This window comes from Pseudoxanthomonas sp. SE1, assembly GCF_029542205.1.
In the GTDB taxonomy this organism is placed as follows: domain Bacteria; phylum Pseudomonadota; class Gammaproteobacteria; order Xanthomonadales; family Xanthomonadaceae; genus Pseudoxanthomonas_A.
In genome coordinates, this window is the sequence record NZ_CP113783.1 from 2,205,286 (window position 1) to 2,222,007 (window position 16,722).

Here is a 16,722-nt window from a genome sequence, read left to right on the forward strand (position 1 = left end):
GCGATGAAAAACACCAATAAAACGGGCGCCACGGCGCTGCTCGCCGGCGGCGTCACGGCGGTTCTGGCCTCGGCGTGCTGCCTCGGCCCCCTGGTGCTGGTGACCTTGGGATTCAGCGGGGCGTGGCTGGGCAACCTCGCGGCGCTCGAACCCTACCGCCCGCTCTTCATCGGCGCCGCCCTGGTCGCCATGTTCTTCGCCTGGCGCCGTATTTACCGGCCGGCCGCGGCGTGCGCGCCGGGCGAAGTCTGCGCGGTACCGCAGGTCAAGGCCGCATACAAGATTCTCTTCTGGATCGTCGCGGTCTTGATTCTGCTGGCACTGACCTTCCCCTACCTCGCACCGTGGTTCTACTGACACTTCCCGGAGGATCCGCACATGAAGAAACTCGCCACCGTTCTCGTCCTGGCCCTCGCGTTCACCGCACCGGCCTGGGCGGCCCTCAAGACCGTAACGCTCACCGTGGACGGCATGTACTGCGCCAGCTGCCCGATCACCGTCAAGCGGGGGCTGAGCAAGGTCGAAGGCGTGACCAAGATCGAGGTCAACTACGAAGCGAAGGAAGTCGTTGTGACCTTCGATGACGCCAAGACCACGCTCAAGGCGCTCACCGACGCGACGGCCAACGCCGGTTATCCGTCCACTGTCAAGAAGTGAGCGAGTCATGACCACTCCGATCGGCTGGTTTGCCCGTCTCGGTGACAAGGCCGGCTCGGTCGGTGCCCTGGTGTCCGCGATGGGCTGCGCGGGCTGCTTTCCCGCGCTCGGCAGCTTGGGCGCCGCCATCGGCTTGGGCTTCCTGAGTCAATACGAAGGAGTCTTTATCCGTTACTTGCTACCACTGTTCGCCGGCATTGCGCTCCTGGCCAACGTGATCAGTGGGCGTCGTCACGGGCAATGGTTCCGGGGTGCGTTGGGAGTGACTGGCCCGCTCCTCGTGTTGGCCGCGGTGTTCGTGATGGTGGTCTTGGATCAGCGCAGCGGCTTTCTGCTGTATCCCGGTTTGGTGCTGATGGTTGCGGTGGCGATCTGGGATTTGATTTCCCGGCCACGCAAGGCCGGCACCACGACCGATGACAAGACAGACTGTTGTTAACCCGACCACAAGGCGTTGCAATACATGAAGGCGTGGCTGCGCTCGAAGAAAGACGATCTCTATGCGATCGGGATCATCGTCGGCATTGCGCTATTGCTGATCGTGGCCGCGCCGTATTGCTGCTGAGACAAGGGCGCCTCCCGCGCCACGACAAACGGCTTCTCCCGTTGCAGCGGAGGGCAGACACACTGCCTCCGCCCCATTGGAAATTGGAAACACCCATGAACGAACGCATCTTGAACGTGACCGGCATGACCTGCGCGGACTGCGCCCATCACATCGAGAAGGCGCTGCAAGCCGTGCCGGAACTCGCGAAGGTCGCGGTCAGCTATCCCAAAAGGGAAGTCCGTGTCCGCAGCGCGCATCCGCTGACACTGGCGCAGTTGAACGAGGCCTTGCCCCGCAACTACCGGCTGGTGGAGCCAGCAGTAGCCGAGGCCGCGCCAACCGCAACCACGAAACCCTCAGCTGTGGACAAAGTTCTGGGCGCCTTGGGCGGCCTGCTCAAGCAGCCGCGCAGCACCTCGAACGACGCTTCGGGAGCGTCACCAGCACCCCTGCGGATCGCCGTCATCGGCAGCGGCGGCGCCGCCATGGCAGGGGCGATCAAGGCGGCGGAATCCGGGGCGCAGGTCACGCTCATCGAGCGTGGCACGATTGGCGGCACCTGCGTCAACGTCGGCTGCGTGCCCTCGAAGATCATGATCCGCGCCGCGCACGTTGCGCATGTGCGGCGGACCAGCCCCTTCGACGACGGTATCGCCGCGTGCGCGCCCGCCGTCGACCGCACGCGCTTGTTGGCCCAACAGCAGGCCCGCGTCGACGAACTGCGCCACGAGAAGTACGAAGCCATTCTGGAAGCGAATCCGAACATCGAACTGGTCCGGGGCGAAGCGCGCTTCAAGGACAGCCACCGCTTGAGCGTGAACTTGACTGACGGCGGGGAACGCGAAGTCGCCTTCGACCGCTGCCTGATCGCCACCGGCGCCAGCGCGGCGGTGCCGCCGATCACAGGGCTCAAAGACACGCCGTATTGGACTTCGACCGAGGCGTTGGTCACCGACGCCATCCCCGAACGACTGGCTGTCATCGGTTCCTCGGTGGTGGCGGTGGAACTGGCGCAGGCCTTCGCCCGCCTGGGCAGCCAGGTCACGATCCTGGCGCGCAGCACGCTGTTCTTCCACGAAGATCCGGCCATCGGCGAAGCCGTGACCGCGGCCTTCCGTGCCGAGGGCATCGAGGTGTGGGAGCAAACCCAGGCCACTCAGGCGTCCTACCAAGAGGGTGCGTTCGTCCTCGCCACCAACCACGGCGAACTGCGTGCTGATCGCTTGCTCATCGCCACCGGGCGCTCCCCCAACACCCGCAGCCTGGCGCTGGGGAATGCCGGTGTGTCGCTGGATGAGCGCGGCGCCATCGTGGTCGACCAGGCCATGCGCACCAGTGCAGCGGACATCTACGCTGCCGGCGACTGCACGAGCCAACCGCAGTTCGTTTACGTGGCCGCCGCCGCCGGCACCCGTGCGGCAGTCAACATGACCGGTGGTGACGCGACCTTGGATCTCGACACCGTACCGGCGGTGGTATTCACCGATCCGCAGGTGGCGACCATCGGCTACAGCGAGGCGGAGGCGCATCACGACGGCATCGAGACCGACAGCCGCACGCTCACGCTCGACAACGTGCCGCGGGCGCTGGTCAACTTCGACACGCACGGCTTCATCAAGCTGGTCGCCGAGGCCAGCACCGGCCGGCTCATCGGCGTGCAGGCCGTCGCCCCGGAAGCCGGCGAGATCATCCAGACCGCGGCGCTCGCGATCCGCGCCGGCATGACCGTGCGGGACTTGGCCGACCAGTTGTTCCCCTATCTGACGATGGTCGAGGGACTCAAGCTCGCGGCGCAGACCTTCCACAAGGACGTCAAACAGCTGTCGTGCTGCGCAGGTTAGCTGCCAGGCACCGATTGAGATGAACGCCTACACGATATCCAGACTGGCTGAAGACGCAGGCGTGAGCGTCCACGTGGTGCGCGATCACGTGCTCCGCGGTCTGGTGCATCCGGCACGGCGCACGGAAAGCGGATACGGCATTTTCGACGAGCAGTCGCTGGCCCGGCTGCGGTTCGTTCGGGCCGCTTTCGAGGCGGGAATCGGCTTGGACGTACTGGCACGGCTGTGCCGGGCGCTGGATGCGGCGGACGGCGCGGATGCAGTTGCGCAACTCGCCGGGCTGCGTCAGCAACTCGAGCGCCGACGCGAGTCACTGGCCGACCTGGAAGCGCAGTTGGCGGCCATGCCAGCTGAGCCGGCATACCCAGCGGAAAGCGTGCCGTGATGAACCGCCTCCAGCGTACATCGTCCCAAGGGCGCCGGCCGATCGCCGGTTACCTGTGGGGCGCGCTGGCCGTGCTGTCCTGCCCCTGCCATCTACCGATTCTCGCCGTCGTGCTCGCCGGCACTACCGCCGGCGCCTTTCTCGGTGAGTACTGGGGTGTTGCAGCACTTGCGTTGATCGGCTTGTTCGTCCTTTCAGTGGCGCGGATGCTGCGGGCCTTCGGTCGCCGGACCTGACCGCTTCTCATGACCGATTTCACTCACCAGCCTCTCATCGCTTCCGTGCTGCAACAGGCTTGGGAGCGCCGGGAGTTCTTGCTCCATTACCAGCCGCAGATTGATCTGCGCACCGGCGCCATCGTAGGTGTTGAAGCGCTGTTGCGATGGCAGCGCCCGGGATATGGCTTGCGCCTGCCGCAGGACTTCGTGGGCTTGGCCGAATCGACGGGATTGATCGTCGAACTCGGCCAATGGATCTTGCGCGAGGCCTGTCGTCAGAATCGCGAATGGCAAGGGCAGGGGCTGCCGTGGGTCCGCGTCGCGGTGAATGCCTCAGCCTTGCAGTTGAGTGCGGCATTGGAACAGACGGTTCGTCGCACACTTGAAGAAACGGGACTGCCTCCGAAATATCTGGAGCTTGAACTCACCGAGTCGGTCGCGTTTAGCGATCCGCTTGCGATGGCGATGCTGGGTGAAATCGCCCGCCTGGGAGTCAGCGTCGGAGTCGACGACTTCGGCACCGGCTACGCTTGCCTGGCGCATCTGCAATGTTGCCCGGTGACTGCGTTGAAGATCGATCGCCGTTTCGTCGATCGCGTTTCTGACGATCCCAAGAGCCACGCGATCGTGCAGGCCGTCATTGCGTTGGGCCATGCCTTGGATATGCGGGTCGTTGCCGAAGGTGTTGAGCACGCCGACGACTTGGACGTGCTGCGACTGTTGAACTGCGACGAAGCCCAAGGCTTCCTGTTTGCCCAGGCGATGCCCGCCAACGCACTGGCCGCACTTCTCGCGCAACGGACCACATTCGCCGTCAGTACACGCGATACCGGTCTCATCAGTTGCAGTGTCTGCTGCCAGGATATTCCGCTGAGCGCCGCGCTGACACCGGAAGGCGCCGGCTACGTTGAACACTTTTGCGGTCTGGAGTGCTTTCAGCGCTTCGCAATGCGCGACGAGTCCAAAGCCGTCTCGACGCCGTCATTCCGAGAGGACGCCACCAAGGACCCACCGTGAACCCGACCTCGTCCGCGAAGTTCGCCGCACCCCTGGCGCCACGAGACCCCGCTTCCGCGGCTTTATTCTCGGTACTGACCCTGGATGGCGGCGGTGCGCGCGGCTACCTGACACTCAAGATTCTCGAACAGGTCGAGGCGTACTTGAATGGGCTGACCGGCGCGGCGCTTCCGCTCGGCGCCCACTTCGACCTTGTCTGCGGCACCTCGACCGGCGGGATCATTGCACTGGCGCTCGCCCTCGGACGGCCGGTCAGCGAGGTGTCGGCGCTTTACGAGGCGCATCTGCCACGCATCTTCGGGCCGGCCATGCGCCGTTGGGCCGGGGTCGACAATTTTCGCCCTCGCTACTGCAGCGATGCGCTGCGCGAGGCCATGCGGGCCCTCTTCGGCGACCTCACCTTGGGCGATGTGCAGACGGATGTCTGTATTACTGCGCTCTCGCTGGCCAATGCACGGCCCCAACTGTTCCGGAGCGACTACGCCCATCGGGGCGCATCGCGCATCGACGGACGTCTCGTCGATCTGGCGCTGGCCGCCTCCGCCGCCCCCACCTTCTTTGCCGCGCATTCGACCGAACATTGGACGGATCTGGTCGATGGGGGCTTGTACGCCAACAACCCCGCGTTGCTCGGCGTGGTGGAGTCCTTCCGCTTCTCGCGCAAGAGTCGCCGTGGCGTGGCGCCACCTTACGACCTCGGCACCACCTGCCTGGAGCAGCTGGCCGTGCTGTCGGTGGGCACGGGCGAACAATGCGCCATGCCTTTCGACCCCGATCGCCTGCGCACCGGCGGTCAGCTGGCTTGGGGACGGCACTTTCACAGCGTCTCCAGCGAAAGCCAATCACAGTACGTCAACCTGCTGGCCGAAGGCCTGCTCGGTGCGGCGTATCACCGCATCAATCCACGCCTGGATTTTCCGATGGGCATGGATGAATTGCGCCGCCTGCCGGCGCTCAAGAACCTAGCCGACCTGGCCGAACACGACGAGGCGTTTCTGCGTACCCGCATCGCCGCGACCGTTGACGCGTGAAGCATCGGAGCGGCCAAGCGCAGAGCCCTGCCGACCCGCGTGACAGCGCGACCAAGGCGCGAGGGGCGGCTCAACACCGATGACAAGGGAGATCCAAACTATGGCTACCGCTACTGACAAACTCGACGACTCGATTTTCAATGGCTTTCGAGCGGGTCGAACGTTCATAGACTTCTGGCTACCGCGCATTTTGGCGCTTGGGGCGAGTGTGATCGGGCCTCTTCCCCTGGTCCTCGACCTGAAGTGGAGCGTGTCGATGTCGATCATCGGACCTATCTTCTGGCTGGCTTCGATCCTGCTCACCGTCGCCTCGGTCGCGTTGGCCAGACGGGCCGGTGACAAGCGCTTCGTCTGGCTGGTCATCGTGGCCTTCCTAGCGGGTTACATGGCAACCGCTACGTACGACTCCAGCAGGGTGGCGGGGATCAGTGCCGGAGTTGTCGCGATGGACGAAGCGCTCGACTTTGGGCGGCGCCTCAGAGGGCAAGTCGCGCCGGGGGGGCATGGGTCCATGCATGCCGACGAACACGAAGTCGGTCCCGAGCGCGAACAAGCGCCGCCTGCTCCGAGCCCGGCTGATGCACACGGCTCGGCAGCCTCGTCTGAGGAACATCAGCCAGAGGCGGAACACGCCGCAGAGCATGAGCCGGTTTCCTCTCTCAGCTCAGGGGCCACCGTCGCTCTGGGTTACGCTTGGCATTATTGGAGCGGGATCATGTTCAGCCTGTCGTTCCTCGTGCTGTTTGGCGCACGGGGATGGAAATGGGCGATACCCTACCTGGTGCTGGTGATCTATCCGGGCATGGTCTTCGCAATGGGGAGCCACACCATTGCGAATTTCATCTGGGAGGCCGTCGGACACGCGGGCTTCGGTCTAACCTTAGGCATTGCCAGCAGCGCGCTGCTGGCGTCTGACGCTGGGCAACGCTCTGGCTCACGTCCAGGCGTGGAAGTTCCAACGGACGCTTCGAGAAAGGAACAATAGATAAGAAGATTGTTTCATCGCCGCATGTGCGGTGACTAGCCTCGTGTAGACGACGAACAACTTTGCCGAGGAGATCTTGTTCCAAGTGCCGTGGCAGTGTCCGGCGGCTTGGGCGATCCATAATGGAAAGCGTCGGACTGGCCCTTGCAACTCTGCTCGGGAGATTCCAATGACCAAGACATCCACGGAACAGTACGACCTCATCGTGATCGGTGGCGGAATGGCAGGGCCCCCGTTAGCGCAGAAAGCGGCATTGAAGGGTCGGAAGACAGCCCTGGTCGAGAAAGAACTTCTCGGCGGCACCTGCCTCAGTCGCGGCTGCATTCCGACCAAGACCATGATTCACTCGGCAAGAATCATGCACCACGTTCGGCGCGCCGCCGAATTTGGCATTGTCGTCGGGGAGCCCAAGGCGGATCTCCAGGCGATCATCCGGCGAAAGGACGAGGTGGTGAAGCCGATCCGGGATGGTGCGTACCGCGGGGTCGGAAAAATCAAAAATCTTCACTTGATCGAGGGCAATGCGCGCCTCGAGGGGGCCGGGTCGCCTAGTCCAACGTGCCGAGCGTCTCTTGCCGAAAGAGGAGCCGGACATTATTAGCGCCGTGTTGCGGGAGATACTTCAGCGTGAGGGCATTGAAGTGGTGACCGGTGCTGAGGTTACGAGCGTCGAACTGTCTGGCGGCGCCGGAGCATACCCAGTCTGGCCAGGTCGCCTACGCAGAGGGCGCGTTCGTGCTGACCACGGCACACGGCGAATTGCGCGCCGACCGACCGCTGGATGCGATTGTGTCGGTCACTGGATGCATCGAAGGCCGATAAGGTGGTGACGTGCCGTGCAGAGTCAGGCGCAATTGTTGATGAGCGGCGGCAGGGATTGCTGGGGTTGGAGGCACAATTGAGCGCGCTGCGGGCAGAGGTTGGTCGACACGGAAAGGCAGGCGATGAACGGTCACGAGCGCAGATCCGTCACGGGTTACTCGTGGGCCGCGATGGCTGTGCTGAAGTGCCCGTGTCACCTCCCGCTCCTGGCCCCGCACTCGGCGGGTAAGGCGGCCGGCGCCGTTTTCAGGGCGCACTGGGTCATCGCGGCACTGGGATTGATCAGGTTGTTCGGGCTATCCGTGTGGCGGGCGACGCGTACGTTTGGAGGACGCGCATGAGCGGTTTGATGCCCGGTCAGCTTGAATTCGTCGACGGCCGATCGACGCATCCGCACGCCCTTGAGCGCCAACTGGAAACCATCGCCATGAATTCGCGCGAATTGAACTCACCGGAGGCCATTGCCGACTGCGTGGACGCGTTTTACGCAAAAGTAATCATTGATGCCGCGCTTGGTCCGATCTTCAAAGAAGTTGACCTGCAGCAACATAAACCAACGATTCGCGCGTATTGGCGCAAGATGCTGCTCGGCGAGCATGAGGGCTATCGGCGCAACATGATTGCCCAGCACATTGCACTGCACACGCGCCATTCCTTGCAACACCATCATTTTCAGCGGTGGTTGGAACTATTTGTGGAGACCGTGGATGAGCAATTCTGCGGGCACGCCGCCGTCCGGGCCAAGCGCCTTGCGACCACGATCGCTATCAACCTCGAAGCGCTGCTCGATGTCCGTCGGATGTAATGGAGCATGGCATGCAGCCGCCACAGCTATGCGACCGGATCCTGATCGGCGCCGGTACCGGTGCCGGCGTTAGGGCGTCGCCGGCATGGCTGCGGCGGCAGGCTGCAAGGTCGCCGTGATCGATAGCTTGCGTTATGGCGACACGTGCGCCTTGCGCGGGTGCGACGCCAAAACAATGCTCCTCGAAGTGACGTCGAGTGTCGACCGGGCCCGCAACGTGAACGCGCGCTCGCCAAACCGACACAGATCGCTCATGTCCGCGGCGGCCAATTCACCGCGTCGGTGCCCGCCGCTGGCGAACGCGGACAGCAGCAGCGCGCGCTCGTGCACCCCGGTAAGCGTGGCATCGCAGGTGGCGAGCAGTGCGGCCAGTTCGGGCTGGGTGATCGCGGTCCTCCTAGTGGACCGGTCGCCGCGTCTGACCACGGCGCGACGGGCGCGGGCCAGCGCCGACGCCGCCTTCGCGAGAGCGCGCGGCTCGCTTGAGCTTGAAGTGCAGCCGCTACCTGGCCCGGCTGAACAGAGCTCGCTTCCCAGGCGATGAGGTAGATGCCCGCTTCGCCGGACGGATCGCTACCGCGGCTGCGGGGACAGCGGCGACTGGCAAATGCCCCGGCGCGGCTTGGCCGTTTTCAGCCGAACTGGGGTGCCAACGACACACTCAACGGATCGAGCGCGAGCGTTAGCACCACTTGTCAACAGGGAAAGGTTACTTGACGCGCGACGGGTAACCCGCATCCGCGGTGGCTTTGATGAGCGCTGAAACCGTAGTCTTGGCATCGTCGAACGACACTTGGACTTCCTTGGCTTCTACGCGAAAGTCGATCTTTTGTACGCCGGCAATCCGGTTTAGAACCTTCTTGATCGTGACGGGGCACGTTGAGCACGTCATGTCATCAACGACCAAGGTCGTGGTCCGGGTGGCAGCCCAACCCGGCGAGGAGAGAGCGAGAGTCATTGACAGCACGGCAACGTACTTTTTCATGGGGACGATCCTCAGGGACGTGTGAGCAGTCGAGCAGAAGGTTCAAGCGGCGTCGGAATCAGGACTACTCTTCACCTTTGAGCGGTCGGGTGCCAAGTTTGAGTGCATCCGCGAACGCACGCAGTTCATTCTCATCGAGCAAGGGGCTGACGGCGCCGATCAATCGCTCACTGCGAGTGCCAACAGATTGCCCAACGAGGTCCTGGCGAAGTTGCGGCTCGATCGCATCCACTACAGTGGCGGCCTTCGACGCGGCGGAAGGGGCGTGGGCAACCAGACGTCGCGTGAGGCGCTGGGCGATAAAGCGCGCCTCATCGTTGCTGAGTTCGTCGGCCGTCATTTTATTGTACCAACCGTCGCGTGTCTGGAAACTCTCCTGAAGCGCACGGGCGCGCGAACCACCAAGCCGCCGGAATCGCAGGTCATGAATCGAGGCAACTTCCTCAACCGCGGCGTCGCGCTGCACACTATCGCTGCCGCTCTTCCAGACCGCGGCCACGATGGTCCCTGTGCGATCAACCCATGCCTCCGCTACCGAAGGCTGGTTCTCGAGCGCTCTCAGAACGGGCTTCACCTTCCCGCCGCAAGCGATCTGTGGCGCCGACGGGCACCGCAGGGGTACTTCATAGAACGCGTTTGCGGCAGCCCTTGGCATCTCGCCTGCCATCGCGGTTGAAGCGCTGCCGAGCGCACTCAGCGCCATGCTGACGCACGCGGCCTGAAGCGTGGATCGGAACATCATCATTGTTGGGTGCCTCGAATGGGATTTAGATGTGGAAAGCTGCTGGTCGACGCCCCAACGCCATTCGGAATACGGGGTCGAACGCCTTTGTAACCCCGTACCCGAGTACGGAGTCAATCCCGCCGAGAAAGCCGGGCTCTGCTTGTCCCACGTTCGTGGGCAACAGCGCGATAGTACTCAGGAAGGGTTCGCACATTCGGAAGCTGGGTGCATCGAGATGTTTGCGAAGTACGCCCCGTGCGGATTCGAGCAAGCGCTGCAGTCGGACGCCGAGAGGAATATCGTCTTGTGTAACGAGCACATCCCGGAGGACTGCCTCAAGGTCCGAGCGGAGGGCGGCTCCATCAGGCGTCGGGATACGCGCGTCGACCAAGTGCTCGACCAGCCGCGAGGCGAGCACGCCCGCCTCTTCCTCGCTCAATCGGTCCACTGTGCAGCGGCTGTACCACTGCCCGGAATCCCCGAGTGTTCCCAGCAGAGCCGACGTGGCTTCGGGGGGCATCCCCGTGGCTGTGCCGTCGCCAAGTGCTTGCGCAACCGGAGCCAGTTGCTGACCAAGCGGGACCGGCTGGCGCCACTGCACGGCGATCAAGCCACCCGTGCGGTGTATCCATGTGGTGTCGACATCCGGGTCGTCCTCCAAGCGCTGGAGCAACGGCTTGGAAAGGCAACCGCAAGCGATCTCCGGTACGGCCGCGCAAGTCAGAGGAACCCGATACAAGCCAATCCAAGCGGTCACGTCCACCTCGTGCGAGAAAGCCGGCTAGCATGCTAGTACCGTATGCGCATACGGAGTCAAGGTCCCCATGGGGGACTCGGCTCATCGCCGTTCAGCGGAAGGACCGGAACGCGTCGCCGCGGTGATCGTTGAAGCGGCTGTTTCTGATCCGCCAGGCTGAAGGGTTGCCTATGCAGAATTCACTCTACGCCGGTAGTAGATGTTAAGCCTGGACAGGACCACGGCATCTGCGCCAACACCCGCATCGAGCTTGCGCCGCACCACGCGCAGCACGATTCCCAGAATGGTGCGCTGACGCTTCACCACGCGCCGCAAGCGCTTGTACAGCTTGGCGTGCGCGTAGCCCCCAGCCTTGCGCCGGAGCGACTTGCCCTCTTTGGCGAAAGTTTGTTTAAGCTCGATCCCGGCTCGTTTCGCTGCCTTCACCACCTGATAGCGCGCCACCTCCAACAACCGCGAGTCGGTCGGATGCGCAATCGCCTTTTCTTGTACCGTAGTGTCCACGATCACCCGCTCGAACTCCGCCGGCTTCACCGCCTTCACCCGCCACCGCCGTGTCGATCGTCGCCTTCAGCACACCGAAACCGCGCTGCACGACGAAAGGACAGCGCACGCTGCCACCCGGCAGGCGCTAGCGGAGCGGGTCACCGAGATCGCCCAGCTCGGCGAGCGCATCACTGGGCTGACCGCGCGCCTGGCCGAGCACGAAGCCCATGTGCAATCGCTGGAAGAAAAGCACGCCCACGCCCGCGAGGCGCTGGAGCATTACCGGACCTTGGTGAAAGAGCAGCGCGAGCAGGAGCAGCGTCGACACGAGCACCAGGTGCAGGAACTGTCGAGGGGCTGAAGCTTGCCGCACAAACCTTCGTCAAGGACATCAAGCAGCTTTCTTGCTGTGCGGGCTGAAGGGAGATCGACATGCGCGACCGGTTGCGGCGAAAGCCTCTTTCCGTATACGCCCTACTCGCCATTGGGCTTATCCTCATCATCGAACCTGCGCTGCCGCAGTATCACTTCTCGGTGTTTTGGTTCTCGCTCGGCGTGGGCAGCACGATCATCGCCATCTACGACCTGCTCCGGAGAGCGCCTTAGCGCCCCGAACGACGCAAGGTGCTGAAGCCAATCTGATGTGTGTCGTGCAGCGCATCGGGTTCGTGGCAAGCAAGCAAGGCCACGCGCCATCCGCGGCGGTGAGTGCTTGGGCAGTGGCCGCGTCCGTCCGTTGCCCCCTTCGCTCCGGTGACATCGTCATCTCCCCGGCGATGACCTCTCCAGCGGAGAGTGTCGCTGAAGTTGATGTTGCCGAACGGAACCGGCCGCGGATGTGTGCCAGCAGCTCCGGGGTCAGGCGGCCCGGGTGCTCCTTTTCCGAGCGATCGACCAACCGCCTGCAGACGCTATGTCGTCCACGCCATAGCGATATTGGTCAACTGCGTCGGGGTGGGCGGCGAAAGCCTGATTCTCCGGCGGGCTTTGCGAACTTTACATTTTTGGGCGTTGGGCAAACCTGGCCATCTTGGAGAAAATGTTGGCCACCTCGGGAAACTGCGCCAATCGCTTCTCCAATGTTTCCTGCATCGCCACCGATTGCTCCAGACTCGTGCCTGGAATCCGCATCGGCTGCAGCGTGATGTCGCCCTCATCCAGGCTGGGCACGAACTCCGATCCCAGCCGCGTGGCCAGGATGCCGCACGCGACCACCAGTACCGTGGCGCCGCCCAGTACGGCCAATCGACGGCGTAGCGCCCAATCCAGCAGCGGCGTGTAGCGAGCTCGTGACCAGCGCATCAGTCGGTTATCGTGCTCGGCCACGCGTCCACGCAGGAAGGTTGCAATGGCCGCTGGCACGAACGTCAGCGACAGCATCATCGCGCCGGTCAGCGCCAGGACGACGGTAATGGCCATGGGGTGGAACATCTTCCCCTCGACGCCGGAGAGGGCAAAGATCGGCAGATAGACGGCCGCGATAATGCCCAGGCCGAACAGGCTCGGTCGAATGACTTCCGCCGTTGCCGAAGCCGTCAGGTCATATCGCTCTTGATCGTTGAGTTGCCTGCCCAGCGCATTCTGCGCCTCGCCGAAACGACGCAGGCAGTTCTCGATGATGATGACCGCACCATCCACGATAAGCCCGAAGTCCAACGCGCCCAGGCTCATCAGATTGCCCGATACGTTGCCTCGCACCATGCCGATGATGGTGAACAGCATGGCCAGCGGGATCACAGCTGCGGTGATCAACGACGCCCGGACATTGCCCAGTAACAGGAACAACACCACCACCACCAGAAGCGCGCCTTCGATCAGGTTCTTGGCAACGGTCCCTATGGTGCGATCTACCAACGCCGTGCGGTCATACACCGCCTTGGCGTGCACACCTTCGGGCAGACTGGCGTTGGCAGCCTCCAGCTTGGCCACAGCGGCCCGAGAAACGTCGCGACTGTTGGCGCCAAACAGCATAAAGGCCGTACCGACGACCACCTCATGCCCGTTCTGCGTGGCCGCGCCGGTGCGCAGCTCCTTGCCTTCGCCAACGGTGGCGACATCGCGCACGCGGATCGGGACGCCATCACGACGATCCAGCACGATGCTGCCGACCGCGTCCACATCCCGTAGCTGGCCCGGTACGCGCACCAGGAACTGCTGCCCGTTGCGCTCGATGTAGCCGGCTCCCACGTTCTGGTTGTTGCGCATCACCGCGCCAACAACGTCTTGGAGCGTGAATCCCAGGGCTACCAGTTGCGCTGGATCGGGAGTGATGTGGATCTGCCGTTCAAAGCCACCGATGGTGTTGACCTCGGTCACCCCAGGCGTGGTGCGCAGTTGCGGGCGGATCACCCAATCCTGCAGCGTCCGCAGGTCCGTGGCCGTGTACGGGGAGCCATCGGGCTTGCGGGCATCGGGCTCGGCTTCCACCGTGTACATGAAGATCTCACCTAGACCGGTAGAGATCGGCCCCATCTCAGGATCTAGCCCCTCAGGAAGCTGAGACGTGATTTGCTGCAGGCGCTCGGCGACCTGCTGGCGCGCGAAGTACAGGTCCGTCCCATCCTTGAAGACGACCGTCACCTGCGATAACCCATAGCGAGACAACGAGCGGCTGTAGTCCAACTGGGGCAAGCCGGCCATCGCCGTTTCAATGGGGAATGTCACCCGTTGCTCGGCTTCCAGCGGCGAGTAACCTGGCGCCTGGGTGTTGATCTGGACCTGGACGTTGGTGATGTCGGGCGTGGCGTCAATGGACAGCTGACGATAGCTCCACACGCCGAGCGCAATAAGCGCTGCGGTCAGTACCAGCATCAGCCAGCGATGGCGAATGGAAAAATGGATGAGGCGTTCGAGCATGGCGGGCCTCACTCTTCTTCTTCGACGGTGGACTTCTCGATGTCGGCCTTGACCAGGAAGCTCTGGGCCACCACCACCTGCTCACCGGCCTTCAGGCCTTCTAAGACTTCCACCCGTTCGGCGTCGCGTCGGCCTAGCTTCACCGGGCGCGTGTGATAGACCTCGCCCTGTTGCACGTACACCACGTCCCGATCTTCGGCGGTCTGCAGCGCGGTCACGGGGACTACCAGATCCGCTTCTGCGCGATCAACGGTAATGCGTGCTTTAACGGCGGAACCTGGCCGCCAGCGTCCATCGGCATTGCGCAAGCTCGCGCGTGCGATCGTGCTTTGGCTGGCCGTGGCGGTGCCGGGCAGCACGCGTTCCAAGGTCGTCTGCTCGGAAACGCTATCACTCAATCGGCTCACGGTCACCGGCACACCAGCTTCGATGTGCCCGGCGTCCCGTCCGAAGATATGCAGATCTACCCACAAGGTGGACAGATCTGCGATCTCGAACAAGGGCGCGCCTTCGGCGGCAGACGTGCCGACCGAGGCGGTCCGCGCCATCACCACGCCGCTTATGGGGGCGGTAACGGAATAGGTCGTCAGGCTCAAGTTGCTCTCCACCGTCGCGAGCACCTGTCCTGCCTTGACCTGGTCGCCCACGCCTACGCGAACGGCACGCACAGGACCGGGGAAACGTGCAGTCACCAGGGCGATGCGACCTTCGACCGGCGTAAGCAGCCCTTGGACTTCCTGCTCATCGGCGATCTGGCCAGGACCCACGCGGGCGGCGCGGATGCCGGCGGACTGTGCCGTTTGGGCCTCGATCGTGGTCTGTTGGGGCAGTTCTTCGTGCTCGCCTTGTTCTTCGGCCTCATGGCCTTCTTCGGCCTCGCCACGGGCATTGGGTGCCGGGCCACTACAAGCCGTCAGGGCCAATGTCAGGGCCAGCGCGATCCAGGGGAAACGGCTCATGGGGTCAACTCTCCGGAGGTGGCGGCAGCGGCAGAGGCAACCATGGCCTGGCCGGTGAGCCGTTGGATTTCGATGAGGGCACGTTGCGCATCGAGCGCGACGTCCAGTTGTTGCTGCAGAGCTGCGGTCCTTTCGGACTGCAGCTGCGCCCATTCCAGATAGCTGATGGCCCCAGCGCGATATGCACGCTCGGCCGCTTGCTCAGCCTTGGTCAGCTTGGGCAGCACATCGTCTTGAAGACGGGCCACTTCGTCACGGGCGACGGTGTAACGGCCGTGGGCTTCGACCAGGGTGGAATACAACGCCATTCCCTGCGCCTCACGTTCGATCGAAAGCACTTCCAACTCCGCCTCAGCGGCACGAATCTCTGGTTGCGCCCGGCTTCGAGCACCCAAAGGCAGCGAGATGCCCCCCACGAGCGCGGTGTCGCTTGTGTCCTGCATCCGACGCACGCCGACTTGCCAAGCCAGATCCGACGTGCCTGCTGTGCGAGCCAGATTCAAACGTGCTTCGGCAATGCGCCGCTCGTCGACAAACTGGGCCAGCTCGGGAGAACGCTGCAGTTCTGAGGAAAGGGTTTCCAGAGAACCGATCGCCGGTAGTGCGAGCGGGTTGCCAGCGACCGGCGCCGACACGGGTTCACGCTCCCCCCAGAGGGCGGCCAGATGCTGGCGTGCAGCGCTGGCTTGCTGGGAGGCCCTTGCTTGGGCCAGCTCGGCTCTTGCCAAGGCAGCCTGTGCAGTCAACAGCACCGACTCGGGTGAGGCGCCGGCCTGCACACGTTGACGAGCAGCGGCCACGGTACGCTGGCGCTGTTGGATATCGACTTGGGCAATCTTGGCGGCCTTGTCCGCTGCAACCAATGCCAGATAGCGCCGCGCCGTTTCAGCCAACAGATCCAGCCGACGAGCTTCCCGCTGAACAGCCAGCGCATCGATGCGGCTCTGCGCCAGGGCCCTGCGCGCATCCAGTTTCCCGCCTCGCTCCAGCACCGAGCTCAGACTCACGGTGAACTCGGCGCTGTCCAAGCCTCTCGCATCTCCGGTACCCAGGGCATTCTCCACCTCGGCACCCAATGTCCAAGGCGGGCGCTGATTGGCGCCCTCGTGCTCGGCCGCCAGTACCGCGGTACGTGCCTGCACCAGGCGCAGGTCTGGATGGGCTTGGGCAACGCGGTCGAATGCGTCGTCCAATGTCATGGGGTCGACCGCCCAGGCAGGTATCCCTGCACCCAGCAGCAACCAAGCGGCCAGCGCCGCACGTCGCACTTGCATAGCAACACTCCAGAAGTTCAGACCAATGGTTAAGGACTGGCCTACGCCAGCGCTTGGCCCGCAATAGGCGGTCGGAACGGATCGACCAATGGCCCTGTGGGCACCGTCTCCACCGCGTGTGGCTCTACGGCCTGCTGCTGCGGAGCAGGAGGTGGCGCCCAAGTCATCGCCGGAGCGGCGACTGCGTGCGCGCAGCAATGCGCGAGTTGATGTAACTGATGGAGCGATTTGCCCAAGGCGCTCTCATCAGCGGCCGCGTGGGACGTCATCAGCACTGCGTGAGCGCCGGACCACGTATGGGCTGCCTCGTGCATTTCGCCCACCGCCGTAAGCACCGGGTGCCATATGGCACCCAGTGCCAGGCTCAGCGCCA

General features: G+C 63.7%; 18 protein-coding genes and 3 pseudogenes. 14 read left to right on the forward strand and 7 right to left on the reverse strand.

Annotated elements, in window-relative coordinates:
• The first annotated feature begins 3 nt into the window (after positions 1–3).
• The 12 genes from merT to OY559_RS10445 all read left to right on the forward strand — a co-directional run bounded on the left by merT (position 4) and on the right by OY559_RS10445 (position 8,308).
• On the forward strand, positions 4–357 hold the full coding sequence (gene merT / locus OY559_RS10390) for a mercuric ion transporter MerT (protein WP_277726217.1): 354 nt from the start codon (positions 4–6) through the stop codon (positions 355–357).
• Positions 358–378: 21 nt separating this feature from the next.
• Positions 379–657 (forward strand): mercury resistance system periplasmic binding protein MerP, encoded by a 279-nt coding sequence (gene merP, locus OY559_RS10395; protein ID WP_277726218.1) that lies wholly within the window; start codon positions 379–381, stop codon positions 655–657.
• Between the two features lie 19 nt (positions 658–676).
• Positions 677–1,096: an organomercurial transporter MerC gene (merC, locus tag OY559_RS10400; RefSeq protein WP_277729968.1), complete on the forward strand. Its 420-nt coding sequence runs from the start codon at positions 677–679 to the stop codon at positions 1,094–1,096.
• A 221-nt stretch (positions 1,097–1,317) separates the two neighbouring features.
• Complete coding sequence (gene merA, locus OY559_RS10405) at positions 1,318–3,045, forward strand: mercury(II) reductase (RefSeq protein WP_277729967.1); 1,728 nt, start codon at positions 1,318–1,320, stop codon at positions 3,043–3,045.
• Between the two features lie 19 nt (positions 3,046–3,064).
• The gene (gene merD / locus OY559_RS10410; RefSeq protein ID WP_277726219.1) at positions 3,065–3,430 is read left to right on the forward strand and encodes a mercuric resistance transcriptional repressor MerD; all 366 of its coding nucleotides are present in this window, start codon (positions 3,065–3,067) and stop codon (positions 3,428–3,430) included.
• Positions 3,430–3,666 carry a broad-spectrum mercury transporter MerE gene (gene merE, locus OY559_RS10415; RefSeq protein ID WP_277726220.1) on the forward strand — a complete coding sequence of 79 codons (237 nt, stop codon included), beginning with the start codon at positions 3,430–3,432 and terminating at the stop codon, positions 3,664–3,666. Before merD ends, merE (OY559_RS10415) begins: the two co-directional genes overlap by 1 nt.
• Before the next feature lie 9 nt (positions 3,667–3,675).
• A complete protein-coding gene (locus tag OY559_RS10420; protein ID WP_277726221.1) occupies positions 3,676–4,665 on the forward strand; it encodes a DUF3330 domain-containing protein in 990 nt (329 codons plus the stop codon).
• Entirely contained in the window at positions 4,662–5,696 is a 1,035-nt protein-coding gene (locus tag OY559_RS10425; protein WP_277726222.1) for a CBASS cGAMP-activated phospholipase, read from the forward strand. The genes OY559_RS10420 and OY559_RS10425 overlap by 4 nt, the downstream gene beginning before the upstream one ends.
• Before the next feature lie 100 nt (positions 5,697–5,796).
• The gene (locus OY559_RS10430; RefSeq protein ID WP_277726223.1) at positions 5,797–6,681 is read left to right on the forward strand and encodes a hypothetical protein; all 885 of its coding nucleotides are present in this window, start codon (positions 5,797–5,799) and stop codon (positions 6,679–6,681) included.
• A gap of 169 nt (positions 6,682–6,850) precedes the next feature.
• Complete coding sequence (locus OY559_RS10435; protein ID WP_277726224.1) at positions 6,851–7,282, forward strand: FAD-dependent oxidoreductase; 432 nt, start codon at positions 6,851–6,853, stop codon at positions 7,280–7,282.
• A 343-nt stretch (positions 7,283–7,625) separates the two neighbouring features.
• Positions 7,626–7,844, forward strand: a complete 219-nt coding sequence (merE, locus tag OY559_RS10440) for a broad-spectrum mercury transporter MerE (RefSeq protein ID WP_277726225.1) — start codon at positions 7,626–7,628, stop codon at positions 7,842–7,844.
• A complete protein-coding gene (locus OY559_RS10445; protein ID WP_277726226.1) occupies positions 7,841–8,308 on the forward strand; it encodes a group III truncated hemoglobin in 468 nt (155 codons plus the stop codon). Before merE (OY559_RS10440) ends, OY559_RS10445 begins: the two co-directional genes overlap by 4 nt.
• Positions 8,309–8,440: 132 nt before the next feature.
• Here OY559_RS10445 and OY559_RS10450 read toward each other — a convergent pair whose 3' ends face one another.
• The 4 genes and pseudogenes from OY559_RS10450 to OY559_RS10465 form a co-directional block, all read right to left on the reverse strand.
• A complete protein-coding gene (locus tag OY559_RS10450) occupies positions 8,441–8,734 on the reverse strand; it encodes a site-specific integrase (RefSeq protein ID WP_343228715.1) in 294 nt (97 codons plus the stop codon).
• A 283-nt stretch (positions 8,735–9,017) separates the two neighbouring features.
• The gene (gene merP, locus OY559_RS10455; RefSeq protein WP_277726227.1) at positions 9,018–9,293 is read right to left on the reverse strand and encodes a mercury resistance system periplasmic binding protein MerP; all 276 of its coding nucleotides are present in this window, start codon (positions 9,291–9,293) and stop codon (positions 9,018–9,020) included.
• A 64-nt stretch (positions 9,294–9,357) separates the two neighbouring features.
• The gene (locus OY559_RS10460) at positions 9,358–10,032 is read right to left on the reverse strand and encodes a hypothetical protein (RefSeq protein WP_277726228.1); all 675 of its coding nucleotides are present in this window, start codon (positions 10,030–10,032) and stop codon (positions 9,358–9,360) included.
• A 988-nt stretch (positions 10,033–11,020) separates the two neighbouring features.
• Positions 11,021–11,317, reverse strand: a pseudogene (locus OY559_RS10465) (IS5/IS1182 family transposase); the annotation flags it as partial.
• A 22-nt stretch (positions 11,318–11,339) separates the two neighbouring features.
• On the opposite strand from OY559_RS10465, the pseudogene OY559_RS10470 reads away from it, so the two are divergent.
• Both OY559_RS10470 and OY559_RS10475 read left to right on the forward strand, forming a co-directional pair.
• A pseudogene (locus OY559_RS10470) lies at positions 11,340–11,609 on the forward strand (transposase); the annotation flags it as partial.
• 83 nt (positions 11,610–11,692) lie between these two features.
• Positions 11,693–11,866 (forward strand): hypothetical protein, encoded by a 174-nt coding sequence (locus tag OY559_RS10475; RefSeq protein ID WP_277726229.1) that lies wholly within the window; start codon positions 11,693–11,695, stop codon positions 11,864–11,866.
• 420 nt (positions 11,867–12,286) lie between these two features.
• Here OY559_RS10475 and OY559_RS10480 read toward each other — a convergent pair.
• The 3 genes and pseudogenes from OY559_RS10480 to OY559_RS10490 all read right to left on the reverse strand — a co-directional run.
• Positions 12,287–14,116, reverse strand: a pseudogene (locus OY559_RS10480) (CusA/CzcA family heavy metal efflux RND transporter); the annotation flags it as partial.
• 8 nt (positions 14,117–14,124) lie between these two features.
• Entirely contained in the window at positions 14,125–15,075 is a 951-nt protein-coding gene (locus tag OY559_RS10485; protein WP_080948168.1) for an efflux RND transporter periplasmic adaptor subunit, read from the reverse strand.
• Positions 15,072–16,349: a TolC family protein gene (locus OY559_RS10490; protein ID WP_056878741.1), complete on the reverse strand. Its 1,278-nt coding sequence runs from the start codon at positions 16,347–16,349 to the stop codon at positions 15,072–15,074. The genes OY559_RS10485 and OY559_RS10490 overlap by 4 nt, the downstream gene beginning before the upstream one ends.
• Positions 16,350–16,722 lie beyond the last annotated feature (373 nt).